Below are 14,839 nucleotides of genomic sequence, written 5' to 3' on the forward strand. Positions count from 1 at the left end.
GAAAAAACCGTTTTGAAGTTTCTGAAATATTTTCAGTATAACAAAACGGTTTTTTTATATGATTAATTTTTACTCTTATTTATTCTTTTCGTCTTTTTTAGTTGTATCAAACATTATTGGTGTTGCAACAAATAATGAAGAGTAGGTACCTACTATTACACCAATAATTAATGCAAACATAAATCCTTTAATAGAATCTCCACCGAATAAGAAAATAGCTAACATTACTAATAAAGTAGTTAATGATGTATTTATGGTTCTTCCTAACGTAGAACTTAATGCTTTATCAACTACTTCGCTATATTTCCATTTAGTATGAAGTCCAGCAAACTCTCTAATTCTATCAAAAATTACCACCGTATCATTCAGTGAATAACCTACCACGGTAAGTATTGCTGCAATAAATGATTGTCCGATTTCCATATCAAATGGCATAAATTTATAAAGAATTGAGAAAATTCCGATTACAATTAATACATCATGGAAAACTGCAACTACAGCTCCAATTGAGTATGATATTTTTCTAAAACGTAATAAGATGTATAAGAAAACTACTAATAAAGAACCGAAAACTGCATAAAGCGCTGATGTTTTAATATCATCTGCAATAGTTGGATCTACTTTTCTATAACTCATAACTCCGCTTCCAGATTTTTCGAAACCTGGTTTAAAATTATCATAAGAAGTGTCTCCTAAATAGGTTTTTAATCCTTTGTATAATGTACTTTGAACCTCTTCATCTACATTTTGTCCTTCTTCATCAATCTTATAAACTGTTGTTATTTTTAACTGAGAATCAGAACCATATGTTTTAACTTCTGGTGATGTTCCAAAAACATCTTTTAACGTTCCAGCAACTTCTGTTGCATTCATTGGTTGGTCAAAACGAACAACAAAAGAACGTCCTCCTTTAAAATCAACTCCTTGTTTTAATCCAATAGAGAAAATAGAAACCAAACCTGCTAAAACAATTGCACCAGAAATAACATAAGCAATTTTACGTTTTCTAAGGAATTCTATATTTAAATTTTGGAACCAACCTTTAGAAATAGATGTGTTAAACGTTAGGTTAGAACCTCTATTTACTGCTCCATCAACTAATAATCTAGTAATAAATACTGCTGTAAATAATGATGTTGCTATACCAACCATTAATGTTAAGGCAAATCCTTTAATAGGACCTGTCCCAAAAACATATAAGATAATACCTGTTAATAAAGTAGTAATATTTGCATCTATAATGGCAGATAAAGCTCCTTTGATAGAGAATCCTTCTTCTACAGATTGTTTTAATCCTTTCCCTTTATATAAGCCTTCTTTAATTCTTTCAAAGATGATAACGTTTGCATCCACAGACATACCAATTGTTAAGATAATACCAGCTATTCCAGGTAATGTTAACACTGCATTAAACGATGCTAATATTCCAAAAATGAATAAGATATTTACTGCTAACGCGATGTCTGCATATAAACCTGCTTTTCCGTAATATAAAAACATCCAAAGTAATACAAGGATAATTGCTAGTCCGAAAGATTGAATACTTCTATCAATAGATTCTTGACCTAAAGAAGGTCCAACAACTTCAGATTCAATAATTTTTGCCGCAGCTGGTAATTTACCTGCTTTTAAAACCGTTGAAATATCTTGTGCTTCATCTACTGTCATTAAACCACCAGATATTGAAGTTCTTCCTCCAACAATTGGTCCTGGTACAGAAGGAGCTGTATATACATAATCATCTAACACTACAGCAACAAATTTCCCTGTGTTATCTCCAGTTAATTTCTCCCATAACTTAGAACCAATACTGTTCATAGTCATACTTACTTCTGGCTTGTTCAATTGGTCATATACTTGAGCAGCGTCAACAATTACATCACCTTCAATAGGTGCTTTGTCAGCTCTGTTAGACTTTATGGCATATAATGAAATTATATCTGTTCCGTCTGCTCCTTTTGTAGGCTTGTAATCCCATAAAAATTTAGCAAACTTTAAATCTCCAGTTAATAATGCTCTAACATCTTTATTAGCTAGTAGGCTATTAACTTGAGCTGTATCAACTAATCTAGCATAAGCTACTGTAGAACTAGCTTGCTGATTTTGTGTGAAATTTGGATTTAAATAAGTAAATAATGATTTTTGTTCTACTTGGGTAGAATCTGTGTCTTTACCTAATAAATCATCAATACTATCAGTTTCTGTAGAGTCCTTTACAACTTCTGTATCAACTTTTAGTAACTCGCTAACTTTACTGTTTGCTTGTAAAAAAAAGTTTTGAAGTTCTGTATTAGAAAATACTTCCCAGAATTGTAATTCTGCCGTACTTTGTAATAATTTACTTACACGTTCTATATCTTTTGCTCCAGGTAATTCTATTTGAATTCTTCCTGAATTTCCAATTCTTTGTATGTTTGGTTGCGTAACACCAAATTTGTCAATTCTACTTCGTAATACTTCAAACGCAGTACTAATAGATTGATCTATTTCTCCCTGTAGAATTTCTTTAACTTCTTCATTCGTTTTGTTAAAGTCAATTTTATCACGTAAAGATTTTGTTCCAAAAATACTTGGGTCACTTAATTTTACATTTGTTCCAGCTAACTTAACAAACTCATCATAAAAGTCGTCAAAATAAGTTGCATTACTATTTTTTTGAATTTTATCAGTAGCAACCAATGCTTGGTTAAAAATTACATTTTTAGTTTCGTTTGTTAACCCTTTCAAAATATCTTTTACAGATACTTGTAAAATAGCATTAATACCACCTTTTAAATCAAGACCCAAGTTCATTTCTTTGTCCTTGATGTTGTCGTAAGTTAATTTGGTAAACCCTAGATCTACAATTTCTTTTCCAGCAACGCTGTCTAAATATTTTCTTTCAAAAGTAGCAAGCTCTCTACCGTTGTTTTCTTCAGCTAAATTTTTAGCATAAACTTTAGCATCATCTTCTACTTTATTCGCAAAAAATGTGAATGATAATTGGTATAAACTTACTAATCCGAAAAGGATTGCAAATAATTTGATTAGTCCTTTGTTTTGCATCTTCAATAATTTAAGTCGTCTTTCTATATAAAAACGTGCAAATATAGTATTTCAAAAAAGATTTAACAATTCTTTTATCACATTTATCTCATTAGATTTTTTTAGTAAAAATCGAGTGTCATTTTTGTCGTTTTTTAAGTATTAATATTGTTTATATTTACCTCATTAAACAGACATTTATTACATACTAAAAGTTGATATATGGCACATTTATCTGATATAGAAATTGCACAAAAAAAAGAGTTATTACATATTAAAGATATTGCAGAGAAGTTAAGTGTCTCTGAAGATGATATAGAAATGTACGGAAAGTATAAGGCAAAACTACCTTTATCTTTAATTGATGATGAAAAAGTAAATCAAAATAACTTGGTTTTAGTAACGGCGTTAACTCCTACACCAACAGGTGAAGGTAAAACTACTGTTTCAATAGGATTGACAGAAGGATTAAATAAAATTGGTAAACAAGCAACTGTTGTTTTACGTGAGCCTTCTTTGGGGCCTGTTTTTGGAATAAAAGGCGGAGCTGCAGGTGGAGGATATTCTCAAGTTGTACCGATGGAAGATATTAATTTACATTTTACGGGTGATTTTAACGCCATAGAAAAAGCAAATAATTTATTGTCTGCATTAATTGATAATAATATTCAAAGTAGGATAAGTAATTTAAATATTGATCCAAGAACAATTTTGTGGAAACGTGTTATTGATATGAACGATCGTTCTTTAAGACAGATAACTATTGGGTTAGGTGGTACAGCAAATGGAGTTCCAAGAGAAGATGGGTTTAATATAACACCAGCTTCAGAAGTGATGGCTATTTTATGTATGGCTACTAATTTTGATAATTTAAAAAAGCGTTTAGGAAATATTTTTATTGGATTTACTTATGATAAAAAGCCAGTTTTTGCTAGTGATCTAAAAGCTGAGAATGCTATGGCAATTTTATTGAAAGATGCAATTAAGCCTAATTTAGTACAAACATTAGAAGAAAATCCAGCTATAATTCACGGAGGTCCTTTCGCAAATATTGCGCAAGGAACCAATACTATTATTGCTACTAAAATGGGACTTTCTTTATCTAATTATGTAGTAACGGAAGCTGGTTTTGGTGCGGATTTGGGTGCAGAAAAATTCTTGAATATAAAATCTGCATACGCTAAGTTAAATCCTAAATGTGTAGTTTTAGTGGCTACAATTAGAGCGCTACGTCATCATGGGAAATCTCCAAAAGAAGAATACAATACGCCAAACTTAGAACGTGTAAAAGAAGGGTTTAGAAATCTTGAAAAACATATAGAGAATATTAGAAAATACAATATAGAATCCGTGGTTGCTATAAATTCGTTTATATCAGATACAGATGAAGAAGTGCAGTTTGTTATTGATGCATGTAAACAATTAGGTGTAGAGGCTGTTTTATCTGAAGGTTGGGCTAAAGGTGGAAAAGGAACTCAAAATCTTGCTAAAGCAGTTGTAAATGTAGTTGAAAATAAAGCAACTCAACTTAAACCTTTGTATGATTGGAAAAGTCCAGTGAAAGAAAAAATTGAAACAATTGCTAAAGAAATTTATGGAGCAGAAAAAGTAGAGTATAGTAAAAAAGCACAATTAAATTTACGTAGAATTGATAGGTTAGGTTTTAATGATTTTGCGATTTGTATGGCTAAAACTCAAAAATCATTTTCAGATAATGCATCATTAATCGGAAGACCTGAAGGTTTTACTGTTACTGTACGTGAAATAGAGATTGCAGCTGGAGCGCAATTTATTATTCCAATTTTAGGTAAAATGATGCGTATGCCAGGATTGCCATCTATTCCTGCGTCTGAAGGAATGACGATTGACAGTAATGGTGTTATTTCTGGTTTGTCTTAAATTAAGGTTAGTAAATTATTAATCAATTCCAGCTGGACTTGGTTTTTCTGGTTTTTTAAAACCATCAGGAATGCTAAAGTCAAATAGATTATTATCTACCTCTTTTTTAGTAACCTCGGTAACTTTTAATTCGACTTCCATGTCAATTCCTCCTTGATTTACGTTGACAATAGTAAGCATTGGAAACCCTTTAATTTTGTCTTGAATAACAACTGTATTTTGAGTAGGAGCAGAAATTTTTTCAGTCATAAATAAGGTTAATTTAGTTTCAATTGATCCTTTCTTTATTACAACATCATAGCCTATACAATTGTAGCCTGCAATTGTCATTGTTTTGTTGTTTTCAGAAACTGTTACATCATCTGGTTTGCTATTATTTAAATCTTTTTCAATATAAATTTTTCCTGCCATTGGGTTATCAGAAAGCAATAACATTTTCTTTTTATTATTATCAATAATTGTAGTGTTGTCACCAATCATATTATGCTTTTGTTCTGTTCTTGACATATTGTTTTTAAAGTAATATGTAATTGGAACTTCACCAATCATTTGAAACATAGCTTTTGCTTGTGCGTTATCAGTAGACATTTTCATTGTCATTTTTATAACGCCTTCTTCTAGTTTTTCTTGAGAAACTACAGATACTGTTATCAGGAGAATAAATAATTGAACAATTTTTTTCATGGTTTTATTTTAAAATTATAAAAAAAACCTCTCTTATTTAAGAGAGGTTAGCTTATACAAATATACTTTTTTTAAAATTAAATATTTAAAGAAGTATTGTTATTCTTTACAGCTTCTGCAGAAGATGCTAAGTGTTCTTTCTCTGCGTCACTTAGATTAATTTCTACGATACGTTCTATTCCGTTTTTTCCTAAAACAACAGGAACTCCAATACACAATCCAGATAATCCATATTCACCATCTAATAATGTTGAACAAGGGAATATTTTTTTAGTATCACATGCAATTGCTTGAACCATTCCAGAAACAGCAGCACCAGGAGCATACCAAGCAGAAGTGCCTAGTAATCCAGTTAATGTGGCGCCACCAACTTTAGTATCTTGTTTTACTTGTTCTAATTTTTCTTCTGATAAAAACTCAGAAACAGGAACAGAGTTTCTAGTTGCTAATCTAGTTAATGGAACCATTCCTTTATCAGAATGTCCACCGATAACCATTCCGTCAATATCAGAAATTGGAGCTTCTAAAGCTTCAGCTAATCTATATTTAAAACGAGCAGAATCTAATGCACCGCCCATTCCGATAATTCTATTTTTTGGTAATCCAGTTGTTTTATGAACTAAATAGGTCATTGTATCCATTGGATTAGAAACCACGATAATAATTGTATTTGGCGAATGTTCTATTAAGCTTGCAGAAACCATTTTTACAATTCCAGCATTGATGCCTAATAATTCATCACGTGACATTCCTGGTTTACGTGCGATACCAGAAGTAATAACACAAACATCAGAATTTGCAGTTTTACTATAATCTCCAGTAGTACCAGTAATTTTAGTGTCAAAACCATTTAAAGAGGCAGTTTGCATTAAATCCATTGCTTTTCCTTCTGCAAAACCTTCTTTAATATCTAATACAACTACTTCTGATGCGAAGTTTTTAATTGCTATGTACTCTGCACAACTTGCTCCAACAGCACCTGCACCTACAACTGTTACTTTCATTTTATTTGTTTTTAATGATCATTAATTTAAGTTGCACAAAAGTAGAGAATTACAAAATCATATAAAAACAAAAAGCTCTTGAAATTTCAAGAGCTTTTTATATAAAAATGTATTTTTTATTATCTGATACTGATTGCAATACCAGCACTAATTGTATTATACTCTTGTAACGTATAATCAGCAAATATTTTAAAGAACCCTAAACTTAGTCTAGCTCCTACAGTGGTTTTAAAGCCGCTTGCATCAAACTCCATGTTTGATGGTGGTGATAAATCAATTTTTTCTGTATAACTAGTTCCTGCTATATTATATGAATAATTACCTTCATAAGTACCACTCATTACTAAACTAGAATTACCACTACCGTATCCTAAACCTCCATAAATATTGATGAAAGGAAAATTTAATGAAGCGATAGCCTGAATAGTATAAGCAGATAAATTAAATTCTGCTTTTGCATTATTTATAGTAATATCACCTGTCTGATTTGGAATTCCATAACTTACATCCATAGATGTATAAGCTGCTAATAAAGAAACATGTAATGGAGTTTTACCTAAAGGACCAAACCAATCTGTAATTTCTTTTTTAAGACCTAAACCATACATTCCTGCTTTACCGCCATCATCCCCTAAATCAGTTTCAGGAAAATAACGTACACTAGCTTCAAATTTTCCAGGTAAGCCAATATTAAATTGAACTAATGGGGCAGGAACAGCTTTTAAGGGTAAATCACCAACCACCCCACCTGGCAACGTTAAGTTTGCAGTAACATTTTGTGATTGTCCATTTGCTGGAGAAGCTGGGTCATTAATTGTTACATTCCTTGTAACAGTTAAACTAGTTGAATTACTAGGTCCAGCAAAAGTTGATGCTGATGAAGCTCCAGAAATAGAAGTTAAACCTAATGCGGTTAAATTAAATAATTCTCTTTCAGTTGGTACTTTTGCAGCACTTAATCCTATTGTTAAATCAAATCCTAAAACCTTGTGAACTTTCGCAGTATGAAACCATCCATTGTTCATGCTGTAAATAAACCCCTCCATGGCAGGAGCAAAATATCCTTGCATTAATTTGGTTGCATCATTCTTGTCTGCAAGTAAAATATTTTCAAAACCATCTTGTGCTTTTGAATTTAAGGATAACGTAAGTGTTGCTATAAATAATAGCGCATACTTCTTCATAATATAGTATATTTAATTAATAATTGGTTAAACTTTAGGCAAGATATAAAAAAAAACACATTTCAAAAATTGAAATGTGTTTTTAAGATGTTAAATACGGTATATCACGTAGTTCTACGCATCGATATTTGCATACTTTGCATTTCGTTCAATAAAGTCCCTTCTTGGTGGTACTTCATCTCCCATTAACATAGAAAATACTCTATCTGCTTCTGTAGGGCTGTCTATAACAACTTGACGTAGTGTTCTGAATTCTGGGTTCATGGTTGTATCCCATAATTGCTCAGCATTCATCTCTCCTAAACCTTTGTAGCGTTGAATATTTACACTTCCGCCTAATTTTTGAGCAATTAAATCACGTTGATTATCATCCCAAGCGTATTCTCTTTTTTGTCCTTTTTTCACTAAATATAAAGGTGGAGTAGCAATATAAATATATCCTTGTTCTACCATCTCTCTCATGTATCTAAAGAAGAAAGTTAAAATTAATGTAGCAATATGTGATCCATCGACATCGGCATCACACATAATAACTACTTTATGATAACGTATTTTAGTTAAGTTTAATGCTCTCGGATCTTCTTCTGTACCAATAGATACTCCTAGTGCAGTAAACATGTTTTTGATTTCTTCGTTTTCAAAAACTTTATGTTGCATCGCTTTTTCAACATTTAAAATCTTTCCACGAAGTGGTAAAATAGCTTGAAAATTACGATCTCTACCTTGTTTTGCTGTTCCACCTGCAGAATCTCCCTCAACTAAAAATATTTCACATAATTCTGGGTCAGTTTCTGAACAATCTGATAATTTTCCAGGTAAACCACCTATACTCATTACGGTTTTTCGCTGTACCATTTCACGTGCTTTTCTTGCTGCGTGACGTGCTTGTGCCGCTAAAATTACTTTTTGAACAATAGTTTTAGCATCGTTAGGATTTTCTTCTAAGTAATCTGTTAACATTTCAGAAACTGCTTGAGATACAGCAGAAGTTACTTCTCTATTTCCTAATTTGGTTTTTGTTTGTCCTTCAAATTGTGGTTCTGCAACTTTAACAGATATAATTGCTGTTAATCCTTCACGGAAATCATCACCTGCAATTTCAAATTTTACATTTTTAAGTAATCCAGAATTATCTGCATACTTTTTTAATGTACCCGTTAATCCACGTCTAAAACCAGAAAGATGTGTTCCTCCTTCATGTGTATTAATGTTATTTACATATGAATGAAGATTCTCTGAATATGAGGTATTGTATACCATGGCAACTTCTACTGGAATTCCATTTTTCTCACCCTCCATAGAAATTACGTTGGCAGTTAATTGCTCACGTGTTGAATCTAAATATTTAATAAATTCAGGAAGACCTTCTGTACTTGTAAAAGTTTCATTGATATAATTTCCTTCATCATCTTTATTACGCTTATCTGTTAAAGTGATTGTAATTCCTTTATTTAAGTAAGATAATTCACGTAAACGTGCAGATAAAGTGTCGTAATTATATTCTGTTGTTTGTGCAAAAATTGATTTGTCAGGAGAAAAAGTAACGATGGTTCCCGTAAAGTCAGTTTCACCAATAGTTTTTACTGGATATAATGTTTTTCCTTTAGAGTATTCTTGTTGCCAAACTTTTCCTTCTTTATGAACTGTTGCTGTTAAGTGTTCTGATAATGCATTTACACAAGAAACACCAACACCGTGTAATCCACCAGAAACTTTATAAGAGTCTTTGTCGAATTTACCGCCAGCCCCAATTTTTGTCATTACTACTTGTAATGCGGAAACACCTTCTTTTTCGTGAATTCCAACAGGAATTCCACGTCCATTATCTTTCGTGGTAATAGAATTGTCTTCATTAATTGTAACATCAATAGTGTCACAATAGCCGCCCATTGCTTCATCAATTGAATTATCTACAACCTCATATACTAAGTGATGTAAACCACGTACACCTACATCTCCAATATACATAGAAGGACGCATTCTTACATGCTCCATTCCTTCTAATGCCTGAATACTGGAGGCATCATAATTATGTTTTTTTTCTTCGCTCATGATAAGTGAATTATTTAGATTTAATTTTTGTAAAAAGGAGTTAATCCTTCCTAACAAATTTACGAAAAAAGGACTTTTTTTGAAAGTATTTTAGATGATGAAACTTGTAATTATTAACATTTGTTCATTACTAAGAAAGTGTCTTAAATAGCTTAAAAATGAGTTTATTTTTAATTTTGATATTTCTAAAATCGATGATTATTTAAAAGAATAAAAAAAATCCCGCAGAAGCGAGATTTTAAAATTTTATAATAGAGTGAAATTTACACTATTTAATCACTTTTACATTCATTTCCTCAACTTTTTTATCAGATAAAGGAGAAGGAGCGTTAAATAATAAATCTTCACTGGATCCTGTTTTTGGGAAAGCCATGACTTCTCTAATAGATGCTTTTTTCTCTAAAATCATCATCAATCGATCAATTCCCCAAGCAATTCCACCATGAGGAGGAGCACCGTATTGAAACGCTTTGTACATGGTTCCAACACTTTTCATCATTTCTTCTTTATTGTACCCCATATTTTTATAGGTAGCTTCTAATATTTCAGCTTTATGTGCACGAACTGAACCACCACCGATTTCAAAACCATTTAAGATTAAATCATATTGTTGCGCTATGATTGTTCCAATTTCATCATCATTTCCAGTCATATGTTTTTCTAAATCATAAATTGCTGGCATAGAAAAAGGATTATGTGTAAACGTCCATCTTCCTTCTTCTGTTTTTTCAAACATTGGGAAATCTACCACCCAAGCTGGTCTTAATTCCTTTGAGTTAATCAACTTTAAAATTCTACCCATTTCCTGGCGAACAGCATCTAATGCTTTATTAGCAGTTGCATAATCTGCAGCAGAGAAAAATACAATGTCACCAATTTGAGCGTCAGCAGCTTTAATAATGTTGGCAGCAATCTCTTCACCTAAAAACTTAATGATTGGCGATTGTAAATCATTTTCATTCACAATAATATAGGCTAAACCTCCAAGCCCATTTTGTTGAGCAATTGCTGTTAGGTTTTCAATTTGACCTTTAGACATACGTTTCTTACCTTGTTCTTTTGCAGAAACTTTAATACATTTTACAATTCCACCATCTTCAATAGGTTTGCTAAAAACTTGAAATGTAGTGTCTTTTACAATTTCAGTAATATCTTGCATTTGTAATCCGAAACGTAAATCTGGTCTGTCGCAACCGTATTTATCCATCGCATTTTTATAGGTAATAACTTCAAACGGATGTAAAATCCATTTTTTACCATATATTTTTGTCACCACTTCATTAAACATTTTTGTGTTTAAATCTATGATTTGTTGCATACTAGCATATGCTAATTCTATATCTAATTGTGTGAATTCTGGCTGACGATCTCCACGAGAATCTTCGTCTCTAAAACAACGAGCAATTTGGAAATATTTCTCAAAACCACCAACCATTAACATTTGCTTAAACTGTTGAGGTGCTTGTGGCAAAGTATAAAAAGAACCTGCTTGTTTTCTTGTTGGAACAATAAATTCTCTAGCACCTTCATCAGTTCCAGCGGTTAAAATAGGCGTTTCAATTTCTAAGAATTCTTCTTCATCTAAAATATCACGTAATAACTTAATTACTCTATGACGATTTACAATTGCCTTGCGAACATCGTCATTTCTGTGGTCTAAAAACTTGTATTGAAAACGAGTAGTTTCATTTGTTTTCATTGCTCTTTTTATTTCAAAAGGCAATGTTTTAGATAAATTTAATATTTCTAAAGTGGCTGTTTCTAATTCTAGTTTACCTGTTCTTAAACCTGCATTATAGTCATCTTCTTTTCTTTGAACAACAATTCCAGTAACCATAATTACAGTTTCTGGTTTCAATTTAACAAGTTCATCTAGATTTGGGAATGACTCTCTACTTAATCGTACTTGAAATATTTGATTGCTAGAATCACGTAAATCGATGAAAATTAATTCCCCATGATCTCGCACACTAGAAACCCAACCAGATAAAGTTACTTCTTCGTTAATTGAAGTTTCTGTTAGTTGAGAGATTTTATGTGTTCTATATTCATCTTTTATGATGATAGGAACTTGAGTTAATTCTTCTTCTGCTTTAGCTATTTGCTTTTGGCTATTCGTTTTTTGTTTTTCGTTTCCATTATTTTCACTTCCAACTTCACCAGAAAGAGAACTTAAAATTCCTTCTCTAATTACTTTTCCTGAAGCACCTTTACCAATAATAGCGATTACTTTACCAACTAAAATACCAGCTTTACCTTGGTTTCCTCCTTTGATATCATTTGCAACTGCTTCGTTTTCTGAAATTACTTTTTTGATGGCATTTTGAATTTGCGCTTCAGAAATAGTATTCTCTTTAAAGTAAGTTGTATAATCAAAACTAGCATTATCTAATAATGATTTTATAGCATTTTGAGCAAGAACTACAGTTACTTTGTTTTCTTTAAGTAGTGAGAAAATGGTTGTGAAATCTTCAATATTTTGAATCTTCACATAATCTTCAGGTTTAATATTATTGGTTAGTGTTTTCGCAACAAATGACGCATCACCAATCTTGTTGTTAATCGTGACAAAGGTTTCAGATCGTAATGAATCTCCAGTGAAAAACTTTGCGTCTTGCGGTAAAACACCACCTTTAATTAGTATTGACTCTACGGCAAAAGGTAAGGCGCTTGTATCTACATCAATAGACTCTACAACTTCTTTTATACTAACAAAAGGTAAATCTGGTTCAGAGATAAAGCGATAATCTGCTTCAAACTCCTTTTTACGCATCGTCTTTGTTTGCTTTAATTCTGCATCAAATAAAACGGTAGTTTGGTCGGGTCTAAATTTTTTATGCTCAACAAAATAGTTTAGTTGCTTTTCAATTTCTTCCTTTAAAGCATCGACCATAAACTTAAACGAGTTTAGGTTTTTTATTTCTGTTCTGGGGTTTAAATCGTTGCTTCCTTTTTTACGTAAAGAGACAGAAACATCCGATTTAAATTCACCTTTTTCAAGGTTAGCTTCCGATATTTTTAAATTTTGAACAATACGCTGTATGTATTGCGCGTAGGTTGATGCATCTTCAATATTACGAACACATGGTTCTGTAACTATTTCTATTAAAGGTACACCTGCTTTATTAAAATCGACTAAAGAAACATTCTTTTCGTGCATTAATTTTGCTGCGTCTTCCTCAATATGAGTTTGAGTTAGTTCAACAGTAAACTGTGATCCATCATTTCTAAAACACGATACTTTTCCATCTGGAATTACCGGATTGTGGTATTGTGTAATTTGAATATTTTTCGGGTTATCTGGGTATTCGTAATGCTTTCTATCCCACGAGATGATTTCGTTTGAAAAACTAGATTCTACAGCTTTTCCAAAGTAAATAGCTTTTGTAATCGCTTCTTTATTAATAGCGGGTAATACACCCATTTGCCCTGTACAAACTGAACAAATATTTTCGTTAGGTTTGTCTATTTCAGTGTTTGGACACGAACAAAATAATTTTGTCTTTGTGTTTAATCGTACGTGTGTTTCAAGTCCGATAACCAACTCTAAATCTTGTGCTTCAATCGCTGCGTTTAATTGCTCTAATTCCATTATAGTACGTCGTTTAAAAAGTTAGCAAAAGTTAAAACTTTATCGTCATTTTTTTTCGCTGCCGATATTTGTAATCCTGTAACTGTTCCTTTAGGAATGGTTAATGTTGGTAATTGTGCTAAGCTAAAACCAACGGTGTATGCGTCTGATAAATACATGGCCAACGGATCTTTTAAGCTGTTTCCTATTTCTGGCGGAGCTGCTGGTGTTACTGGAGATAAAATAATATCTACATCGTTAAAATCGGCGTCAAAACTTTGTGAGATTTGATCTCTTAAAGCTAATCCTTTTAGGTAAATAGCATCTGAAAACCCTTGTGATAATACTTGATTTCCACCAACAATTCTGCGTTTTGTTTCTTCAGAAAAATTTTCTGAACGTGTTACAGCGTAGGTTTCTTTTAAATTGTCAGATTCAATTCTATTTCCATAGTTAGTGCCATCTAAGCGCGATAGGTTAGAGGCTGTTTCTGCCATAGCAAGTGTATAATAAGTAGAAACTAATGTGTTCGATTCAAAAAAGTCTAAGGCTTTAACTTCAATACCCTTGGCTTTTATTTTTTCAATAGTTTTTAAAAAATCTGCTTTTACCTGAGTGTCAATAGCATCAGAATCTATGAAGTTTTTAAAATACCCAACAGATTTAACAGTATTGGAATTTAAAATATCAGCATCATTAATATCTTCTGATTGATACGTGGTTTGATCTTTAGCATCTTTTCCACTCATTGTATTTAGTACAATACGAATATCTTCGATCGATTTTGCTAAAGGTCCTACACAATCGGTTGACGATGCATAAGCCATTAATCCGTAACGTGAAATACGACCGTAAGTTGGTTTTAAACCATAAACGGAATTATATCCAGCAGGTTGACGTACAGAACCACCAGTGTCGCCTCCTATAGAAAATACGGTGTAATCTTTTGCAACATTTACAGCCGATCCACCACTAGATCCACCACCAACTAAATTAGGATTATTGGCATTTTTCACAGCGCCAAATATGGTGTTCTCACTTGACGATCCGTGACCAAAGCTATCACAGTTTTCTTTTACAATCGGTATTGCACCTGCGTCTAATAACTTCTGGATTGCCGTTGCTGTATAAGCCGATTTATAGTTTTTTAATAAATTAGAACTAGCCGTTGTGTTTGTGCCCTGAAACATATACACATCTTTAATGCCGAAAGGAATACCTTCTAATAAACCTATAGATTCACCATTGTTTATTTTAGCATCAACTTTAGCCGCTAATTCTAAAGCAATAGTATCAAGTAAAGTGTTTACTGAATTGTGTGTGTTTTGCTGTAAAAGGTCTAATTTTTCTTGAATTAGTGCTGTGCAAGTAATTTGTTTAGACACCAGTTGTTGGTGTGTTTTTTTTATCTGCGACTCCAT

Annotated in this window: 8 protein-coding genes; 1 reads left to right on the forward strand and 7 read right to left on the reverse strand. The window is 32.2% G+C overall.

Annotated features, from left to right (window positions below):
• Positions 1-75: 75 nt before the first annotated feature.
• Positions 76-3,045, reverse strand: a complete 2,970-nt coding sequence (gene secDF / locus OD91_RS10745; RefSeq protein WP_144896387.1) for a protein translocase subunit SecDF — start codon at positions 3,043-3,045, stop codon at positions 76-78.
• A 201-nt stretch (positions 3,046-3,246) separates the two neighbouring features.
• Between secDF and OD91_RS10750 the strand changes: the two genes are divergently transcribed.
• Positions 3,247-4,923: a formate--tetrahydrofolate ligase gene (locus tag OD91_RS10750; protein ID WP_144896388.1), complete on the forward strand. Its 1,677-nt coding sequence runs from the start codon at positions 3,247-3,249 to the stop codon at positions 4,921-4,923.
• Between the two features lie 18 nt (positions 4,924-4,941).
• On the opposite strand, the gene OD91_RS10755 is transcribed toward OD91_RS10750, so the two are convergent.
• The 6 genes from OD91_RS10755 to OD91_RS10780 all read right to left on the reverse strand — a co-directional run bounded on the left by OD91_RS10755 (position 4,942) and on the right by OD91_RS10780 (position 14,839).
• Positions 4,942-5,607, reverse strand: coding sequence for a DUF4412 domain-containing protein (locus OD91_RS10755; RefSeq protein ID WP_144896389.1), 666 nt, complete (start codon positions 5,605-5,607; stop codon positions 4,942-4,944).
• A gap of 77 nt (positions 5,608-5,684) precedes the next feature.
• The gene (mdh, locus tag OD91_RS10760; RefSeq protein WP_144896390.1) at positions 5,685-6,611 is read right to left on the reverse strand and encodes a malate dehydrogenase; all 927 of its coding nucleotides are present in this window, start codon (positions 6,609-6,611) and stop codon (positions 5,685-5,687) included.
• Positions 6,612-6,730: 119 nt separating this feature from the next.
• A complete protein-coding gene (locus tag OD91_RS10765; protein ID WP_144896391.1) occupies positions 6,731-7,795 on the reverse strand; it encodes a DUF6588 family protein in 1,065 nt (354 codons plus the stop codon).
• Between the two features lie 114 nt (positions 7,796-7,909).
• Positions 7,910-9,847 carry a DNA topoisomerase (ATP-hydrolyzing) subunit B gene (gene gyrB, locus OD91_RS10770; protein ID WP_144896392.1) on the reverse strand — a complete coding sequence of 646 codons (1,938 nt, stop codon included), beginning with the start codon at positions 9,845-9,847 and terminating at the stop codon, positions 7,910-7,912.
• Positions 9,848-10,115: 268 nt separating this feature from the next.
• Complete coding sequence (gene gatB/aspS / locus OD91_RS10775) at positions 10,116-13,439, reverse strand: bifunctional amidotransferase subunit GatB/aspartate--tRNA ligase AspS (protein ID WP_144896393.1); 3,324 nt, start codon at positions 13,437-13,439, stop codon at positions 10,116-10,118.
• Complete coding sequence (locus tag OD91_RS10780; protein WP_144896394.1) at positions 13,439-14,839, reverse strand: amidase family protein; 1,401 nt, start codon at positions 14,837-14,839, stop codon at positions 13,439-13,441. Before OD91_RS10780 ends, gatB/aspS begins: the two co-directional genes overlap by 1 nt.

Origin of the sequence: Lutibacter sp. Hel_I_33_5 (genome assembly GCF_007827455.1) — a bacterium.
Classification (GTDB): domain Bacteria; phylum Bacteroidota; class Bacteroidia; order Flavobacteriales; family Flavobacteriaceae; genus Polaribacter.

Coding starts and splice junctions, on each gene's coding strand:
- secDF (WP_144896387.1), bottom strand. CDS start 3,045: ATGCAAAACAAAGGACTAATCAAATTATTTGCAATCCTTTTCGGATTA.
- OD91_RS10750 (WP_144896388.1), top strand. CDS start 3,247: ATGGCACATTTATCTGATATAGAAATTGCACAAAAAAAAGAGTTATTA.
- OD91_RS10755 (WP_144896389.1), bottom strand. CDS start 5,607: ATGAAAAAAATTGTTCAATTATTTATTCTCCTGATAACAGTATCTGTA.
- mdh (WP_144896390.1), bottom strand. CDS start 6,611: ATGAAAGTAACAGTTGTAGGTGCAGGTGCTGTTGGAGCAAGTTGTGCA.
- OD91_RS10765 (WP_144896391.1), bottom strand. CDS start 7,795: ATGAAGAAGTATGCGCTATTATTTATAGCAACACTTACGTTATCCTTA.
- gyrB (WP_144896392.1), bottom strand. CDS start 9,847: ATGAGCGAAGAAAAAAAACATAATTATGATGCCTCCAGTATTCAGGCA.
- gatB/aspS (WP_144896393.1), bottom strand. CDS start 13,439: ATGGAATTAGAGCAATTAAACGCAGCGATTGAAGCACAAGATTTAGAG.
- OD91_RS10780 (WP_144896394.1), bottom strand. CDS start 14,839: ATGGAGTCGCAGATAAAAAAAACACACCAACAACTGGTGTCTAAACAA.